At 29.9% G+C, this 18,651-nt stretch carries 13 protein-coding genes and 1 pseudogene; 12 read left to right on the forward strand and 2 right to left on the reverse strand.

The window, feature by feature from the left end; all coding sequences use genetic code 11:
- Window positions 1–141: 141 nt before the first annotated feature.
- The gene (locus DR024_RS01525) at window positions 142–5,181 is read left to right on the forward strand and encodes a S8 family serine peptidase (protein ID WP_111918074.1); all 5,040 of its coding nucleotides are present in this window, start codon (window positions 142–144) and stop codon (window positions 5,179–5,181) included.
- Window positions 5,182–5,294: 113 nt separating this feature from the next.
- A complete protein-coding gene (locus DR024_RS01530; protein WP_111918076.1) occupies window positions 5,295–5,852 on the forward strand; it encodes a GNAT family N-acetyltransferase in 558 nt (185 codons plus the stop codon).
- Between the two features lie 129 nt (window positions 5,853–5,981).
- On the opposite strand, the gene DR024_RS01535 is transcribed toward DR024_RS01530, so the two are convergent.
- Together DR024_RS01535 and DR024_RS01540 are read right to left on the reverse strand one after the other, a co-directional pair.
- Window positions 5,982–7,349, reverse strand: a complete 1,368-nt coding sequence (locus DR024_RS01535) for a M28 family metallopeptidase (RefSeq protein WP_055184055.1) — start codon at window positions 7,347–7,349, stop codon at window positions 5,982–5,984.
- A gap of 66 nt (window positions 7,350–7,415) precedes the next feature.
- Window positions 7,416–7,751, reverse strand: coding sequence for a hypothetical protein (locus DR024_RS01540; RefSeq protein WP_055184054.1), 336 nt, complete (start codon window positions 7,749–7,751; stop codon window positions 7,416–7,418).
- A gap of 186 nt (window positions 7,752–7,937) precedes the next feature.
- On the opposite strand from DR024_RS01540, the gene DR024_RS01545 reads away from it, so the two are divergent.
- The 10 genes and pseudogenes from DR024_RS01545 to DR024_RS01590 all read left to right on the forward strand — a co-directional run bounded on the left by DR024_RS01545 (window position 7,938) and on the right by DR024_RS01590 (window position 18,596).
- Window positions 7,938–8,351, forward strand: coding sequence for a hypothetical protein (locus DR024_RS01545; RefSeq protein ID WP_055184053.1), 414 nt, complete (start codon window positions 7,938–7,940; stop codon window positions 8,349–8,351).
- Window positions 8,352–8,417: 66 nt separating this feature from the next.
- On the forward strand, window positions 8,418–8,495 hold the full coding sequence (locus tag DR024_RS18270; protein ID WP_111918220.1) for a family 1 glycosylhydrolase: 78 nt from the start codon (window positions 8,418–8,420) through the stop codon (window positions 8,493–8,495).
- 55 nt (window positions 8,496–8,550) lie between these two features.
- A pseudogene (locus DR024_RS01555) lies at window positions 8,551–8,898 on the forward strand (family 1 glycosylhydrolase); the annotation flags it as partial.
- 211 nt (window positions 8,899–9,109) lie between these two features.
- Window positions 9,110–9,913 (forward strand): MurR/RpiR family transcriptional regulator, encoded by an 804-nt coding sequence (locus DR024_RS01560; protein WP_055184051.1) that lies wholly within the window; start codon window positions 9,110–9,112, stop codon window positions 9,911–9,913.
- A 117-nt stretch (window positions 9,914–10,030) separates the two neighbouring features.
- On the forward strand, window positions 10,031–11,425 hold the full coding sequence (locus tag DR024_RS01565) for a glycoside hydrolase family 1 protein (RefSeq protein ID WP_207643360.1): 1,395 nt from the start codon (window positions 10,031–10,033) through the stop codon (window positions 11,423–11,425).
- A 15-nt stretch (window positions 11,426–11,440) separates the two neighbouring features.
- Window positions 11,441–13,897, forward strand: coding sequence for a glycoside hydrolase family 2 TIM barrel-domain containing protein (locus DR024_RS01570; protein ID WP_055184050.1), 2,457 nt, complete (start codon window positions 11,441–11,443; stop codon window positions 13,895–13,897).
- 134 nt (window positions 13,898–14,031) lie between these two features.
- The gene (locus DR024_RS01575) at window positions 14,032–15,315 is read left to right on the forward strand and encodes a PTS sugar transporter subunit IIC (RefSeq protein WP_055184049.1); all 1,284 of its coding nucleotides are present in this window, start codon (window positions 14,032–14,034) and stop codon (window positions 15,313–15,315) included.
- A 181-nt stretch (window positions 15,316–15,496) separates the two neighbouring features.
- Window positions 15,497–17,200, forward strand: a complete 1,704-nt coding sequence (locus DR024_RS01580) for a glycoside hydrolase family 3 protein (protein WP_055184048.1) — start codon at window positions 15,497–15,499, stop codon at window positions 17,198–17,200.
- A gap of 19 nt (window positions 17,201–17,219) precedes the next feature.
- Window positions 17,220–17,852 (forward strand): beta-phosphoglucomutase, encoded by a 633-nt coding sequence (gene pgmB / locus DR024_RS01585; RefSeq protein ID WP_055184047.1) that lies wholly within the window; start codon window positions 17,220–17,222, stop codon window positions 17,850–17,852.
- Window positions 17,853–18,137: 285 nt separating this feature from the next.
- Complete coding sequence (locus tag DR024_RS01590; RefSeq protein WP_055184046.1) at window positions 18,138–18,596, forward strand: YcxB family protein; 459 nt, start codon at window positions 18,138–18,140, stop codon at window positions 18,594–18,596.
- Window positions 18,597–18,651: the final 55 nt, after the last annotated feature.

Genomic DNA, 18,651 nt, shown 5'->3' on the forward strand with positions numbered 1-18,651 from the left:
TTGTAAAATAAAACAAAAATAGTATAATTATAAAATAGAAAAATAAACATGTACTAGCTTAATTGCTATTCATCATTAAAAATTATCATTACTTAATTTAAGTAATGTTTATATATAAATATTATTAATGGGGAGGTAATTATGAGGGGGAAAAACAAGAAGTTCTTATCATTGCTTACGGCTATTGCGTTAGGAACTACTATGATTCTCGGTAATGGAGTTAAGATTAGTGCTAAAGAAGATTTAGCATCAAAACTTAAATCTGAGTTATTAAAACAGATGAGAGAATCACAAGGAGAACTTTCAGAGCATAGCAAAGGCCAAAGTGAATTTGGAAAAGACTTTGATGAGAATGGCAATAAGCTAGACGAAAATGAGGAGATTAGAGTTATAGTTCAGTTAAAAGATTCGCCTGCTATTATTTCAGAATCTAATGGTTATGATTCTAATGTAAAAACTAAGGAAAACACAGTTAAAGGTGCCCAACAAAGTGTTATAAAGAAGGTAGAAGCAATAACAGGAACAAAGGTGAAAAGAAGCTTTGGATATTTAGTTAATGGTTTCTCAATAAGTACTACAAGGAAAAATGTAAATAAAATTAGAGCTATATCAGAAGTTAAGTCTGTAACTGAGGTTAGAAGATATTATCCAACCATGGCATATGCAGATGAGATAACAGGAGCTACTGGTGTATGGAATGAATTAGGTTATAAGGGTGAAGGAATGGTAGTGTCCATAATTGATAGTGGTATTGATTATAGGCATAAGGATTTAAAGGTTACAAATAATGATGTTAAGTTAACACAAAGTAATATGAATACTGCTATTGAACAACTTGATTACGGTAAGTACTTTACCAATAAGATTCCATATGGATATAACTATGCAGACGGAAATAATGACATTATTGATGTTGGAGCTGCAGGAGAACATGGTATGCATGTAGCTGGAATTGTGGGAGCTAACGGATCCTCAGATGAAGTAGAAGGATTAATGGGTGTTAAGGGGGTTGCCCCAGAGGCACAACTTCTAGCAATGAAGGTATTTTCTAATAATCCTGAAATAAAAGGAGCATATGATGATGATATAATTGCTGCTATTGAAGACTCTGTTAAATTAGGAGCAGATGTAATTAACATGAGCTTAGGATCAGATGCAGGTTTTAGTGATCCTGATGATCCACAAGAAGTAGCCATAAAGAATGCTACAGATAAGGGTGTTTTATGTGTAATATCAGCTGGTAATGCACAAGTATCTACAAGTTCAAGCTCATGGGAACAACCTCATAACTTATTTGGAACTATTGATACAGGTTTAATAGGTTCTCCATCAACAGCTTCTGATGCTTTATCAGTTGCATCCATGGAAAATACATCAGCAATAGGGCCAGCATTAACTTATACAACAATTGGCAATGCTACTGGAAAAGTTCAATATTCAAAGGTAAGTGGATGCAAGTATGATTCATTATCTAATAACCATGAATTAGTTTATTGTGGTATAGGTAGCGAAAGTGATTGTACAAACTCAGATGGTAAAATAGCTTTAATTATTAGGGGAGATATAAGTTTTTCAGAAAAATATAACAATGCTATAAATGCAGGTGCTTCGGCAGTTATTATATATAACCATGCAGATGGTGGAAATGAAACTATCTCTATGGCAGTTGATAATGTTGTGGCTGATAAACCTATATTTAGTGTAGGATATTCAGATGGTGAAAAGTTAAAATCTCTAATAACATCAGGGGATAGTACAATAAAGTTTGAGCAAGGTGGAGCGTTATCAAGCGAAAATATAGATAAGGGTGATATGTCTCAATTTACTTCATGGGGCCCAACATCAAGCCTAGAATTTAAGCCTGAAATAACTGCACCAGGTGGAGATATTTATTCTCTTGCAAATAATAATAGTTATCAAAGTATGAGTGGTACATCTATGGCAGCACCACATACTTCAGGTGCTCAAGCATTAATTATTCAGGGCGTTAAAGCTAATGGACTAAATTTATCAGGAAGAGATTTAGTTACATTTGCAAAGAATACTGCAATGAATACATCAGTTCCTATGACTGACAAGTATGGAAATGGAACAATTCCTTATTCTCCAAGAAGACAAGGAGCTGGGCTTTTACAAATAAGAAATGCAATAAATAATAAGGTAATAGTTACTAATTCTAATAGACAAGCATCTGTAGCGTTAAAGGAAATTGGAAATAATACAAGCTTTACCTTAAATTTAAAGAATTATGGAAATGAAGAGATAACTTATTCTATTCCAGAAGTTAAGGTATATAGTGAGGTAACTGATGAAGTTGGATATATTCATGAAGTTGAACTTGAAGGTGCTTCAATAACTTTTGATAAGTCATCAGTAACAGTACCAGCGAATGGAACTGCTACAGTAATTTGCAATTTAAATCTTTCATCAGTTGTTACAGCACAAAAGTTTGTTGAAGGATTTGTAAAATTTGTAGGTAATGAAAATGTACCTTCTTTAGTAATGCCATTTATGGGCTTCTATGGAGATTGGTCTGCTGAAAAAATAGTAGATGATCCTGAATACACTGATGGATCAACTTCTAGTATTACTGCAGAAACAGCTTTAATTGGAGTTTCCGGTGAAAATTTATCTTATATTGGAGCAGTTAGCAATGGACAATATACAGTATTTGATAAGAGTAAGATGGCCTTCTCTCCTAATAATGATGGTACTTTAGATGAAGTAATGCCATATTTATATATGCTTAGAAATTCTAAAGAACTTAAGATTCAAGTTTTAGATCAAAATGGAGATATTTTATCTGAAATATATAAAGAAAATAATGTTAGGAAGAATCTTCTTGAAGAATATATTAATGGAACTAGTGGTCCTAAGCTAGTTAGTGAAGGAGCTTGGGATGGAACATTATATAATATGAATACTGGTAGATATGAAAATGTTGAAGACGGTAATTATTATATTAGAGTAGTTAATAAAGTTGATTTACCAAATGCAACACCTCAAAATTTAGATATGCCAATTATGGTAGATACAGTTGCTCCAGAAATAGATATTCTTGGAGTTGAGAGTATTGCAAGTGATAATAATAGTGTTAACTATGTTTTAAAATGGAAGTCTAATGATGAAGCTTCAGGATTAAGTGATATTTTCGTAGTTATAATTGGAGATAAAATGCTTGTATTATCTGAAGATAATATAAGTAAAGATTCTAATGGTAACTACTATGCTATAATTCCTTTTGCACTTGAAACTACTAATGATGTAGTAGTTGCTACAATGGATAATGCAGGTAACTTTGGATTAGATGAAGAGGTTATTTCAAATGTTACAAATGCAGATGTTAAATTTACTAATATATCTAATGGCATGATTATTTCAGCAGATATGTTAGCTGATGGTAAGTATATTGTAAATGGTTTAGCTAATGATTCAGTGGGAGTTTTAAAGATAAATGGTGAAGATGTAGAAATAGAAAATAATAGATTTAATTACCCATTATCAGTAGCTGAGGGAGTTAATGAAGTCAGTCTATATGCAGAAGATAGGGACGGAAATACTATAGTTAGAACAAGCATACTAGCATTATTAGATACTATTGCACCAGATCTTTCTGTTACACCTGATATAGGAGCTGTATCACCTTACTATACAACTAAAGAAGATTCTATAAATCTTCAGGTATCAGTTTCTGAAATGAATGAGTTTACTGGAAATTATGTTGGGGCATATCTAGGAGTTAATAGTGAAGATTTACAACCTATATCTTTAGATGAAAATGGAAAAGGAAGCGTGGAAGTGAATCTTACAGATGGATTAAATGGTATATCTATAATAGCAGCAGATGCAGCTGGAAATATATCTTATAAAGATATGGTTATTTCTAAGTATAGTGAAGATAATAATTTATCAGTTGAATTCTATAATTTAGAAGCATTTAATATTATTTCAGCTCAATTAACAGAAAATGATTTTTATACAATTGAAGGTAAGTTAAATAATAAACCTGGAGTCTTTAAGATTTCTGGAGAAGATGTAACTGTAAAGGATGATTTAACATTTGAATTTAAGCAAAAACTAGAACAAGGCACAAATAGGATTAATGTTTATTTGGAAGATAAGGATGGAAAAGTTATTGTTAATAAGAACTATAAAGTTCTTTATGATTCAAAGGCACCATCAGTATCATTTGCTTTAAATATTAGAGATGATAATAAAGTTTACACTAATAATGAAAACTTTACTCTAAAAGGAAAAGTTACCGATAATTTACATGGATATTCCCTATATATAAATGGTGAAGCAGTATTAACTTTAGATCAAATGTTTGTAGAGGGTGAAGATAAATTACAAAGAGAGTTCTCTAAGGATATAAAATTACAACAAGGTGTTAATAATGTATTAGTTGAAGTTGTTGATATGATAGGCAATAGTGTTACTCAATATATTCCTGTTATTTTAGATAAGGAAGCTCCAGTAAAGCCTTCTATAAACTTAAGCACTACAGAATTAACCAATAAACCTGTTAATGTAACAATTAGTTCTAATGAAACTCAAATTGATAAGATTGAATACAGTTTTGATGGAGAAAATTATACTGAATATAACGGACAATTCTCAGTAGGTATATCTTCTAAGGTATATGCAAGAGTAACTGATTATGCAGGTAATGTAAGTGAAGTTGCATTAGCTGAGGTTAAGATAGATACTGAAGCTCCACAAGTAAACATTACAAATATAGGTGAAGGACAAGAATTCACAAAATCAGTAACACCTAATGTTGTTTGTAATGATGAAGAAGCTACAATTACTCTTTTATTAAATGGAAATTCATATGATGGAGAGGAAATTATAGCTGAAGGAGAATATATTTTAGAGGCTTATGCTACAGATAAGGCTGGAAATAAATCTTTAGTTGTTACAAGACACTTTAAGATTGTTTCAGAGTCTGGTGTAATAACCCCACCTAGTGGAGGAGATACAGATAATCCAAGTAAGCCTGGAGATTCAACAAAACCTGGTAATACAAATAATACTGGTGGAACTACAAATAATACTCAAGGAACACCATCAAAAACTGGGGACAGTAATTCAATGACAGTGGTAATAGTACTTGTTGCTTTAATGCTATGCTCTGGAGCAGCAATAGTATTTATTAAGAAGAAAAAGAAAGTAGAATAAAAGGAAGCTACCTTGGGTAGCTTCTTTTTTGTGGGATTATGTTTATGTATTTATATATTCACATATTTATATATTTGTGGATAAAAATGGTATAATTATTTTGGAGGTGTAGTATGGAGAATTTAGGCACAGTAACATTAGAAACTAATCGATTAATTTTAAGAAAATTTAACATAGATGATGGAGAAGTTATGTTTCATAATTGGGCAAGTGATAGTGAGGTTACTAAGTATTTGATGTGGCCTGCCCATAATAGTTTAGATATATCTAAAGAATATATAAAGTCTTTAATAAGTAATTATAGTGATCCCAGAACCTATGATTGGGGGATAGAGCTAAAAGAAATTGGTCAGGTAATTGGTTCAATTGGGGTAGTTAGATTGAATGAAGAAGTAGGAAGTGCTCATATAGGATATTGTATTGGAAGACGTTGGTGGAATAAAGGAATTACTTCTGAAGCCTTTTTAGCAGTTATAAAATTTTTAACAGAAGAGGTTGGAATAAATAGAATAGAGGCAAGACATGATCCGAGGAATACAAACTCTGGCAAGGTTATGGAGAAGTGCGGTTTAAAGTATGAAGGGATTCTTAGACAATCCGATATAAATAATCAGGGGATTTGTGATGCAGCATGGTATTCCTTATTGAAAGAAGATTATAAAATGACATAGGAAAATATAAAATCAAAGATAATAATTTTATAATTTCCTTACCTTTAGTAGAAAGGGAATAGATATTTATTTTTCTGTGACTTAGAACTTGCGACGGGACAAGAAAAATAAATATCCACTCCACCTTTTTTAAGTACTTAAATCTTCATCTTTTATTACAATATGTTTTAATTTAACTAATCCAATAAGTAATAAGGCAATAGAAGTTAAGGCAAAAAGGATTAGTGTTTTTGAGTTATAGAAAATTAATATTATATTATTGTAAGCATAATCTATTGTCTTGCACTCTACAACTTCATAGACTTGAGAGATTCCTCTAGTTGATATTTTGTCTACAGTATCATTTGGAGTGTGGATATTGGTGGTATTAGAATGAGATAATGTTAATGAGTCAAAGCCATCGTTACAGAAACTAGCATGATCACTTGAATCTTGATAAGTAACCTTATTTTCAATATCAAAGTTATTACATATTTCAATTAAGCTATCTATTAAAGGAGTAGTTTTATCAAGGTTAGATGCACTACTCATCATAGTTATTGGATAATCTTCACATCCTACCATATCAAAATTGATTATTTCTGCACCACTTAATTCATCCTTATATTTATCTGCAAAAGCCTTAGAACCAAGTAGACCAAATTCTTCTGCATTTAAAGCAACAAATATAATATCACGTTCAGGAAGTCTTAAAGTGGAAAAGGTTTTTGCTAGTTCAAATAAAAAAGCTGTACCTGATGCATTATCTAAAGCTCCAGAATAAACTGTTCCTAAACTATCGGCACCTAAATGGTCAAAGTGTGCAGTAAATACTAAAGGAGGTAGGTCTTTCGATGTGCCTTCTATCATACCACAAACGTTGTATATAGTTTTTTCTTCAACCTTATATGGCAAACTTACATCTAAGGTATATCCCATTCTTATACCATCTAGTATTGCGTTAAAAGTATCAATATTTATCTCTATAACAAAAGAATATGGAGCCTCATTCCAAAAAGAGCTTCTAAAGGAGGATTCTTTATTTAAGTTAGAGGTAAAAAAGTATGTTTCATTATTTTTATGAAATGCAAATCCGCTTTTATAGATGTCATACTTATCATTCTTTGTAAATTGAATAGAGGTTGTTTTGAAATTAAGCATGTCCTCTTTGAATTCATCACCTAATTTAAATTCTTGCACAACAGATTCACCTGCCAACAATTTAAGAGTAGGGGTACCTCCTGTGAAAATAGGAGCATTTACATTAAAACTTTGTTTATATTCATTATTTAAAGGTTTAAGATTAAGTTCTTTAAATAGTCCTTCTATTTCATTTGCAACTCTTTCATTTTCAGAGCTTCCAGAAAGTCTTCCTTTAAGTTCTTCTGAAGAAAGATATTCTATATTTTTTTTTACATTTGAAGGATTGAAGTTGTAGTAACTACTTTTGAAAAATATACAAACTATGAGTCCAGTTAAGGAAAGTAAGGTGGCAATGCTGTAAATAATTTTTTTCATAATAAAACCCCGAATTAATAGTTATTCATTTAATACTATTAATTCAGGGGCAATATTATGATTATGTTAGTCTGGTCTTTTATAGAGCATATCCATTAATGCGTAAACAACTGTAAGTAATAGTGCGGCATATATAACCATATTTAATTTTCCGTAAGTAATTCTAAGAACTATTCCTACAGTGATTGCAGTTAAAATTAAATAGTTTATAAATTTATTTAATCCAGATTTGCTTGTACATATTACAGATGTAGAAGAAAAAACTATTAAAACAATTGTTATAAAAGCTAGGGAACTTCCTAAAACATTATTAAATTCTATTATTTTAAAATAATCTAATACTAAGAGGCTTATTAAAAAAAGTAATGCTAGAGAGATTATTTTTTGTATCATTTTATTCATAAAATCACCTACTGTAAAATATTTACAAATTATATTATATCAGAAGGTTACATAATATAAAAGGATAAGTTCTACTTTATTTTTCTGTAAATTTTATTGTTTATTAACATTGTGTTAAATTTTTACATACAATATAATATTTACATAAGAACGTTTGTTATTAAATATTAAAAGGTGGGGTGCTGTATGAAAAAGATTTTAACTATAGCATTAGTTGCAGTGGGTATGCTAGGAATTTGCTTCTTTATTTCTGAAGGAAGTAGTGAGTTAAAGGGTACTTATATAAGTAGTAATAAGGATAATAATTATATAGTGCAAATAACTGTTGATAAAGAATCTAATACTTTTGTTGAATATATCGATCAAAGAGAGGTTGATAGGGGAACTATTCATAAAAATACTAATAGTAATTATACCTTTAAAAGCAATAAACAAGAGTTTGAAGTAGTGTTAAAAGATAATAATAGTTTTGATGTTTTGATAGGTAAAATTAATGGAGCTGAACCAATTACACTTAAGAACTCAACTGATGTAAATACCTATTTTTCAACAAACTTTGGAGATGAAGAGAAATATAATAACTTAATATCTTCTAGATAAGAATGTGATGATAAAAGGGCTGTATCAGAATAAATTTGATACAATCTGATAAAAAGAAAGAAGGGGATGTATCATCATTTTAAAGAAGATATTGCTTTATTTGGAGAAATGCGATTTAAGGTTTATCGTCTATCAATAGCATAGTCAAAAATCTTCCCTAATGGAGATGAAGATACACCAAATGAAGATGGATTAAACATATGATAGTTACCGAAAACTATTATTTATTGTAGAAAATGGTTTAGGGGCTAAAGACATAGTTGAAGAAGATGGTTCAATAAATGATGATTATCGTATTGAATATATAAGATAGCATATTAAAGCTATGCATGATGCCATTGAATTAGATGGAATAGAGTTATTAGGATATACAACTTGGGGATGCATTGACTTAGTTTCAGCATCTACTGGTGAAATGTTTAAACTTTATGGATTTATATATGTAGATAGAGATGATGAAGGAAATAGTACATTAGAAAGAAGAAAGAAAAAATTATTTGATTGGTATAAGAGAGTTATTAAAATAAAAGGTGAAGATTTAGGTTAATATAATTTTAAATATGTAGTGGGAATAGGATTTTCAAGTCAAGGATTAGAATTGTCCATTATGTCAATATTTAATGCACAGAATAGGTGGGCTACTATAGAACTAATGATGTTTTATAGCAGTCCTTTTTTATAAAAGTAATTAGAGTTACTTAGATTAATTGTAATCTGTAAACATACACATTATAATTACTTTAGGGAGGATGATGAAAATGAGAATGATTACGCCCGTTAGTTCTATTTTATTAAGATATATTAACAATGGTCACAAGAAAGATAATAATTACGATATTGCTAAAGCAATGTTAGATAATTTTAATGATATTCCTAGAATGACAATACATGATCTTGCTGATCGATGTTATGTTTCACCAGCATCTATTTCTAGGTTTATAAGAAATATTGGATATGATAGTTATACTAGTTTTAAAAAAGAGTGTAGGGAATCTTTTGGAATAGATGTAGATTATTCAAAAGATATCTCAAATTCATTGCCAAATGAAATAGAAGAAGTGTTTACCAAATATACTGAAAGTGTAAAAGAAAATATTGCATATACCTTAGAAAATATAGATGTTGATCAGATGAATAGAATTAGTGAACTTATTTATAAATCAAATGATATTGCTTTATTTGGGTTAGAGTTTGCAACATTACTAGGACAGCATTTTCAAATTAAGATGGCTAGTATGAATAAATTTGTTAAAATAGGAATTACATATGATGAGCAAAAGGAAATTGCTGAGTCTTTAAGTGATGGATCACTTGTATTTATTATTTCATTAGAGGGAGGGTACTTCTATAGGGGGGATGAGGTATTTAATTTTTTAAAGAAAAAAAATGTTACTATTGTAGCGATAACTATGAATAATAATTCAAAGTTATTAAGAGATGTAGATGAAATATTAGTATGTAATAAAGATAATAGCAGTACTCAAGGAAGAATAACTTTATTATATATGATAGAGCTAATTCTAATGAATTACTGTATAAACTATAAAAATTTAAATAAATAATTTCAGGTTATGAAAAAGACCAAGCAATTTTGTAATTGCTTGGTCTTTTATGATGGTAAAAAAAACGATTACCTATGATAAATTATAGTTGTAATAATTACGGAGGTGGAACTAAATATGAAAAAAATATATAAAAATATGCCAAAGGATTTTTTATGGGGGGCATCTACAAGTGCATTTCAGGTAGAAGGCGGATATGGTGAGGGTGGAAAAGGAATATCAACAACTGATGTTAGAAATGTTCCAGAGGGAATAGCCGATTCTAAGATTGCATCAGATCATTATCATCATTATGAAGAAGATGTTAAGTTAATGAAGGAATTAGGGATTAATATATATCGTTTTTCATTCTGTTGGGCAAGAATTATGCCAGATGGGTGGAATGTAAATGAAGAGGGATTGGAGTTTTATGATGATTTAATAAATAGATGTATAGAAAATAATATTATTCCTTTCCCAACATTATATCATTTTGAGATGCCACAAAAATTAGTTGAGGAGTTTGGCGGTTGGAAGTCAAGAAAGTGTATTGATGCATTTGAAAAGTATGCAAAAGTTTGTTTTGAAAGATTTAAGGATAGGGTTAAGTACTGGGGAACTATAAATGAACAGTTAATAGTAAGTGCTGCAAGCGATTTAAATGGAAATCATGAAAGTGACCAAAATCAAAAAATGAAAAACATGTACCAGATGAGCTATAATATGTCAGTTGCAGAAAAGAAAGCAATTAAAGCTATAAGAGAAATCATACCAGAAGCTTTAGTAGGTCCTGTTTGTTCTATGCAAGTAATATATCCTAGAACTTCTGCACCAGAAGATATTATTGCAGCAAATGATGCAGAAGATATGCTACAAAATATATTCTTAGATATGAGTGTAAAAGGTAAGTATCCAAAGCGTTGTGAAAACTATCTAAAACTTAAAAATTATTATCCAGAAACAATGGAAGAAGATAAAGAACTATTAGAAAAATATGTACCAGACTTTATAGGGGTAAATTATTATGCAAGTACATGCATTAGAGTAAGAGAAGAAGGAGAAGACGTTTCTAAGCTACCACCATTCTTTAGAAATGAATTATTTACTTTAGGTAATAATGAATTCTTACAAAAAACAAGATGGATGGAATTTGGAATAGATCCAAGTGGTCTTTATTTAGGAATGAGAAAGATGTATGAACGTTATAATCTTCCAATGATGGTTACTGAAAATGGAATGGCTTATTCTGAAGAGTTGGTAGATGGAAAGGTACATGATGAATATAGAATCGAATATTTAAAAGCCCACATAGAACAATGTCAAAGGTTAGTTGAAGAGGGGTATCCGTTATTAGGATATTGTCCATGGTCATTATTAGATCTAGTTAGTTCACATCAAGGATTTTCTAAGAGATATGGATTAATTTTTGTAGATAGAACTGATATAGATATTAAAGAATGTAGAAGAATTCCAAAGGATAGTTATTATTGGTATAAAAATGTTATAGCTAATAATGGTATTTACTTTGAGTAAAAGAGAGAGGTAATTATGATTAAAGTAAAGTTTAATGATAATTGGAAATACGCTGATTTTGGAAAGTGTAAAGATATATTTGATAGTGAACCAGATTTTCATGATATTAAACTCCCGCATGATGCTATGAGGGATAATGAGCGTACTGAAGATAATATAAATGGAAATACAACAGGATTTTGTTCAGGTGGTTCTTATGTATATATAAAAAAATACTATGTAGATAGCAAGTTAAAAGGTAAGTATATAAAACTTGAATTTGAGGGAGTTTACATGAATGCAATGGTGTATGTAAATGGAACTTTTGCAGGAAAATGTCCTAATGGATATGTAAATTTTTACGTAGATATAACTAATTTCTTAAACTATGATGAAGAGAATGAGATTAAGGTTGTAGTAAAAACAGATATGGAACTTTGCTCTAGATGGTATAGTGGAAGTGGTATTTATAGAGATGTTAATATTCTTATAGGAAATCCATTAAGAATAAAAGAAGATGGAGTAAAGATAACTACGTCATCAGTTTCTAAAGAAGGGTCTATTATAAATATATCAACTGATATTAGATATGATGGTATAGGCTATACTGAAGCTACAGCAAAAATAAATATTATGGATAGGTATGATAATGTAGTTATTAGTGAAGTATATCCATTTAGTATTTATGGTAATACAGAAACAACATTAAGAAATAGATTATTCCTAGAAGATTGCCATTTGTGGGATTTAGATAATCCATACCTATATAAAATAGAGGTTGAAATAATAAAAGACGATGAAAGTCTAGATAAACATATTGATACATTTGGTATAAGAAAAATAGAGGTTGACTCAAAAAATGGTTTTAGAATTAACGGTCAATCTATAAATTTAAGGGGTGGATGTATTCATCATGATAATGGAGTATTAGGAAGTGCGTCATTTTATGATGCAGAGAAGAGAAGAATTTCATTAATGAAAAAAGCAGGCTTCAATGCTGTTAGAATGGCTCATAACCCATGTTCAAAACATTTATTAAAAGTTTGTGATGAGGAAGGAATTCTAATTTTAGAGGAAATATTTGATGTTTGGAATCACTCAAAGGCTGATCATGATTCATCTTTATTCTTTGAAGAGTGGTGGAAATACGATATAGATGCTATAGTAAATAAAAACTATAATCATCCATCTGTATTTATGTACAATATAGGAAATGAAATTCAGGATATTGGTACAGGACATGGTTCTATAAAAAACAGAGAGATAGCTGAATACTTAAGAAAGCTTGATAATACTAGATTTGTAGGAAATGCAATAAATGGGATGTTCGCGGCTATGGGGAAAATGGATTTGATTCTAAAAGATATCATTAAACAAGAAGATGATGATAAACCTAAGGCAGCTGGTGATGTAAATGATTTTATGACTATACTAGATAAGTTTATGCCTGAAATCATTAGTCATGATATTGTTAGTGAGTCAATTGAGAAATCATGCTTTGGTGTTGATATATGTGGATATAATTATATGGATAGCAGGTACATGATTGATGGAAAGAAGTATCCTAATAGAGTAATTGTAGGCTCAGAAACTAGACCTAATGCCATAGCAAACAACTGGAGCATGGTAAAAAAACTTCCATATTTAATTGGAGATTTTGTATGGTGTGGATGGGATTATATTGGTGAATCAGGAGTTGGAAAAGTAGATTATAACTTTGAAAAGTCAAAAGGCATATATGGTCCATTTCCGTGGTATTTAGCTAATGTTGGAGATTTTGATATATGTGGTAACCGTAGACCGCAATCATACTATAGAGAAATTGTTTGGGGACTAAGAAATGACCCATATATAGCAGTGATAAATCCAAAATATTATGAATGTAAAGCCGCTGTTACTAACTGGAGTTGGAGTGATAGCATAAATAGTTGGACTTGGCATGGATATGAGGACAAACCTATAGAAATTGAAGTATATTCAAATGCAGACGAGGTAGAATTATACATTAATGGTAAGAGTATTGATAAGAAGATTGTTGGAGAAGAAAAACCATACATGGCAATTTTCAAAACTATTTATAAAGAAGGAGAAATAGTTGCTAAATCATATAAGGATGGGATTTTAACGGGAGAATGTAAATTAAAGTCTAGCAAGAAAGCTACAAAGTTCTTAGTTGAAATAAGCAAATATTCATTAAGCTACAAAGAAGATGAGTTGTCATATTTAAATATAAGTATAGTTGATGATCATGAGATTTGTGATACTTTCAATGAACATAAAGTGAAAGTTCAAGTACATGGCGGTGGAGATCTTATTGGATTTGGCAGTTCAGATCCTAAGAGTTTAGAATACTTTAACGAGGCAGAGAGAACAACTTATAACGGAAAGGTGTTAGCTATTATTAGAAGAAATATAAGTAATGAAGATATAGTCGTTAATATCGCTAGTAACAATATAGATGAAATGAATATTGTTCTAGAGGGAAAGAAGTAATTTCAAATTTTGAAAAAACACTATATAAATTGAAAAATTGTAAGTATTTTTGAAGACGAATATTTAAATTATTGGTGATATGATAAAAATGTAATCAAGAAAACATTTACAAATAAAATCCGGGAGGGGTTATTATGAAAAAATTTATTCAATTTATGGAAGACAAGTTCGTTCCATTAGCAAATAAGATATCAAACAATCTTTATCTAAAGACTATTAGTAATGGTTCGATGAATCTTCTTGGAATTATAATGTTAGGTTCTTTATTTACAGTAATAACTAGTATTGCTTGGGAACCATACCAAAACTTTTTAGCTTCCACATGGATAGGAACACTATTATCTTATGTTCCTGATTTTACAATTGATTTATTAGCATTATATATGGCATTTTCTGTTGCTTATAATGGAGCAAAGATTTTTGGCATTGAAAAATCTGCTCTTAACTCAGGACTTATATCAGTAGTATCATTTCTACTATTAACACCGCTAAATACAACAGCTTTAGAAGGAGCGACTTTTCTAGATGTTAGTTATTTAGGAGCAAAGGGAGTATTTGCAGCACTAATAGTAGCAGTAATCACTGTTAAGGTAATGCAATTTTTTGTTACAAGAAATATAGTAATAAAAATGCCAGAGGGTGTACCAACAAGAGTTACAGAATCATTTACTTCATTAATTCCAGCTGTAGTAATAGTACTACTATTTGGACTGGCTAAGATAGGATTTGCTGCTACAGAATATGAAACAGCAAATGGATTTATTTATACCATATTACAAGCTCCATTACAATCATTAACAGGTAGTTTACCAGCATTTTTATGTTTAATTCTTATAGCACAACTATTATGGTTTTTTGGTATCCATGGTTCTATGACAGTATTGCCAATTTTATTCCCTATATTCTTAGGATACTTAGCTGAAAATACAGCAGCAGTAGAAGCTGGATTAACAGCTCCAAATCCGATTAATTTTGGTTTATATGATTTAGCATGTCTTGGAGGGTGTGGTGCTACTATAGGGCTTGTTATAGTAATGTTCTTCTTCTCGAAAAGTAAGAGATATAAGGCATTTTCTAAAGTTGTATTACCATGTGGGTTATTTAGTGTTAATGAGCCAGTTATATTTGGAATGCCTTTAATGTTAAATGTAATGATGTTAATTCCATTTTTAATTACACCTGTAATAATTGTATCTTTAGGATACTTTTTAATTCAAATTGGAATTATTACACCTACAATTGGTGTTTTAGGGGCTGGATCACTTCCACCAGTAATCCATGGTATAGTACAAGGAAGTTTATCATTTGGTATTTTTGAGATATTTGCAACAATAATATCAATGGCAATATACTATCCATTCTTTAAGGTTCTTGATAATCAAGCATTAAAAGAGGAAATGGATGAAATAGCAGAATAGATTTATTACAAGAAGGATTCGTAATTGCGAATCCTTTTTATTTTGGATAATATTTGTTTTTCAAGATTAGAAAATTAGCTATTTAAAGTGAAATTTATCCTAGTGTATTGAGGTGTGATTCCACAGTACTAGATGATACTATACAAGTAAAGAAGGAGTTATATAAGGAGAGGAAAGTTTTATGATTAGATTAGATAAAAAACCGTTTAATTTACATGAAGAAGATATAAATTGGGTAGTAAATACTCTTGCTAATATGACACTTGAAGAAAAGGTTGGACAATTGTTTTGCATAGCAGGTTCTTTAGAAGAAGAAAAAGATATAAAAGAATTTCTTGAAAAATATAAACCGGGTGGCATGATGTATAGACCGCAAAAGGGAGAAAAGATAAAAGCTATTCATAATTATATTCAGAAAAATTCGAAAGTGCCATTACTACTTTCAGCTAATTTAGAAGCAGGGGGGAATGGTATAGCTACAGATGGAACATATTTTGGAAAGCAGATGCAAGTAGCTGCAACAGATGATATTGATATGGCATATAAGCTTGGAAAGGTATGTGGAGTAGAAGGAAAAACTGTGGGATGTAATTGGACTTTTTCTCCTATAGTTGATATTGATATAAATTATAGAAATCCTATAACTAATGTTAGAACCTTTGGTAGTGATGTTGATAGGATAATAAAAATGTCTAAAGCATATATGTCTGCAGTTAATGAAAGTGGTCTAGCTGTATCTATAAAGCACTTTCCGGGAGATGGGGTAGATGAAAGAGATCAACATTTATTAAGCTCAGTTAATTCACTATCTGTTGAGGAATGGGATAATTCATATGGAAGAATATATAAGGAATTAATAAATGAGGGTGCTCAAACTATAATGGTAGGACATATTTTAATGCCTGAGTATAGCAAGAAACTTAATCCATCATTAAAGGATGAAGAAATAATGCCAGCGACATTATCAAAGGAGTTATTAAATGGTTTATTAAGAGAAAAACTAGGTTTTAACGGATTAATTGTTACAGATGCAACCCCAATGATAGGATTTAATGTGGCTGAAAGAAGAGAATATGCAGTTCCAAAGGCAATTGCTTCAGGGTGTGATATGTTCTTATTTAATAAAAATATAGAAGAAGATTTTAATTTTATGATGTCTGGAATTAAAAGGGGTATTTTAAGTGAAGCAAGAGTAGATGAGGCAGTTACAAGAATTTTAGCAACAAAGGCGTCATTAGGATTGCATAAATCAACTCTAATTGAAGAAAATTTAGATGAAGAACTTAAGAAGTTAAAAAGCTATGAGCATGAAATGTGGGCAAAAGAATGTGCCGATAAATCAGTTACTTTAGTAAAAGATACACAAGGTTTACTTCCTATAACACCTGAAAAATATAAGAGAATAAGATTATATATCTTAGGGGAAAGTAGAGAGGGTGGATTTAAAGATGGTGATAGTGCAACTTACTCGATAAAGGACAAGCTTGAGAAAAAAGGTTTTTTAGTAGATGTTTATAATGATGAGAATTTAGATTTTAGAGAAATATTTAATGGCGGAATTGAAGATTTAAAATCTAAATATGATTTAGCTTTATATGTTGCAAATGTTGAAACTGCAAGTAATCAAACTACAGTTAGAATAGACTGGATTCATTTAATGGCTGCTAATGCACCTTGGTTTGTCAAAGATATACCAACTATGTTTATATCCCTAGCAAACCCATATCATTTAGTGGATGTTCCTATGATAAAAACATTTATTAATGGGTATTCAGCTAGTGAATATGTTATTGATTCAGTAGTAGAAAAAATAACTGGTGAGTCTGAGTTTAAAGGAGTAAACCCAGTAGATCCATTTTGTAATATATGGGGAGCAAGATTTTAAAATTATAAAGGAGTATACAATGATTGAATGTGTAATTTTTGATTTAGATGGAGTAATAGTATCAACAGATGAATACCACTATAAAGCATGGAAAGCTATTGCTGATGAAGAAGGAATTTATTTTGATAAAAATATAAATCAGCGTCTTCGTGGAGTTTCTAGAATGGAAAGTTTAGATATAATTGTAGAAAATAGTAGTAGGGAATACTCTAAAGAAGAGAAATTAAAGATGTCTGAAAAGAAAAATAAATTATACCAAGAATTATTAAAGCAAATCACTGAAAAGGACCTTTCCGAAGAGGTTAAAGAAACTTTAGAGAAGTTAAGAAAAATGAATATTAAATTAGCAATAGGGTCATCTAGTAAAAATACGAAGCTTATATTAAATCAGGTAGGGTTAGGAGAATATTTTGATGCTATAAGTGATGGGACAATGATAGAATATTCTAAACCTCATCCAGAAGTGTTTATAAAAGCAGCACAATTATTAAATATAAATTGTAAAAAGTGTTTAGTAGTAGAAGATGCGGAGGCTGGTTGTATTGCAGCTAAAAGTGCAAGTATGTATGTAGCGGGTATATATTCAGCTAGTGATTGTAAATTTGCTGATTATAGTATAAAGAATTTTAAAGATATAATTGAATTCATATAGATATAAAAAGGTTTATAGGTTCTTAAAATATAAGAATTTATAAATCTTTTCTAATATAAATATAATTAGTATTTTATTGGTATAAGAAAGTTATTGAAACAAATGGTGAAAATTTAGGTTAATATAAATAGAACTGCAAAAAAGTTGATAATACTTTATAGCAGTTCTTTTTATAGTTCTAACATTATAGTTGCAATATAAAATTACATATATGGAATGAATTGCATAAAACTGTTAAAATATAAGTGTGAGAATAAATAAATAAAAATTTGAGAGGAAAGAATTATGGAACCATTGTTTAAAGTAGAAACAGAATGTAATTTTGAGGAATATAAAAGATTTTATAGAGCTATAATGAATAAAATAAATAAGCTTCCAGTACTTATTGCAGTTATGATGGGCATGTTATTTTTACTAGCCTGTTTAAAGAAGGATTTAGTTTATGTATTTATTGCTATACTTGTTCCAATAACATTTAGGGTTATAGAAGTAATTATAGCTAAGAAGGTGTATGAGTCTAATAAGATGTTAAAGGACATAACCCTAAATTATGAGTTTTATGAAGAGTATTTTGAACAAAAGAATACAGTAGGTAATACAAAGGTTGTATATGATAAGATATATATGATAGTTGAAACAGATACGAACTTCTATATTATGATAGCTAGAAATCAGGGGTATATTGTAAATAAAGGTAATTGTTCACAAGAATTTATTGGATTTATAAGAAAAATAAGGAGTTAAATTAAAATATTTATATTATTGTAATTTATATTATGATAATAGTAAAGTAGCCAAT

The organism is Clostridium paraputrificum, assembly GCF_900447045.1.
Classification (GTDB): Bacteria; Bacillota; Clostridia; order Clostridiales; family Clostridiaceae; genus Clostridium; species Clostridium paraputrificum.

Bases quoted from the DNA above. Each gene is read 5' to 3' on its own strand.
- DR024_RS01525 (WP_111918074.1), top strand. From the start codon at position 142: ATGAGGGGGAAAAACAAGAAGTTCTTATCATTGCTTACGGCTATTGCG.
- DR024_RS01530 (WP_111918076.1), top strand. From the start codon at position 5,295: ATGGAGAATTTAGGCACAGTAACATTAGAAACTAATCGATTAATTTTA.
- DR024_RS01535 (WP_055184055.1), bottom strand. From the start codon at position 7,349: ATGAAAAAAATTATTTACAGCATTGCCACCTTACTTTCCTTAACTGGA.
- DR024_RS01540 (WP_055184054.1), bottom strand. From the start codon at position 7,751: ATGAATAAAATGATACAAAAAATAATCTCTCTAGCATTACTTTTTTTA.
- DR024_RS01545 (WP_055184053.1), top strand. From the start codon at position 7,938: ATGAAAAAGATTTTAACTATAGCATTAGTTGCAGTGGGTATGCTAGGA.
- DR024_RS18270 (WP_111918220.1), top strand. From the start codon at position 8,418: ATGTATCATCATTTTAAAGAAGATATTGCTTTATTTGGAGAAATGCGA.
- DR024_RS01560 (WP_055184051.1), top strand. From the start codon at position 9,110: ATGAGAATGATTACGCCCGTTAGTTCTATTTTATTAAGATATATTAAC.
- DR024_RS01565 (WP_207643360.1), top strand. From the start codon at position 10,031: ATGAAAAAAATATATAAAAATATGCCAAAGGATTTTTTATGGGGGGCA.
- DR024_RS01570 (WP_055184050.1), top strand. From the start codon at position 11,441: ATGATTAAAGTAAAGTTTAATGATAATTGGAAATACGCTGATTTTGGA.
- DR024_RS01575 (WP_055184049.1), top strand. From the start codon at position 14,032: ATGAAAAAATTTATTCAATTTATGGAAGACAAGTTCGTTCCATTAGCA.
- DR024_RS01580 (WP_055184048.1), top strand. From the start codon at position 15,497: ATGATTAGATTAGATAAAAAACCGTTTAATTTACATGAAGAAGATATA.
- pgmB (WP_055184047.1), top strand. From the start codon at position 17,220: ATGATTGAATGTGTAATTTTTGATTTAGATGGAGTAATAGTATCAACA.
- DR024_RS01590 (WP_055184046.1), top strand. From the start codon at position 18,138: ATGGAACCATTGTTTAAAGTAGAAACAGAATGTAATTTTGAGGAATAT.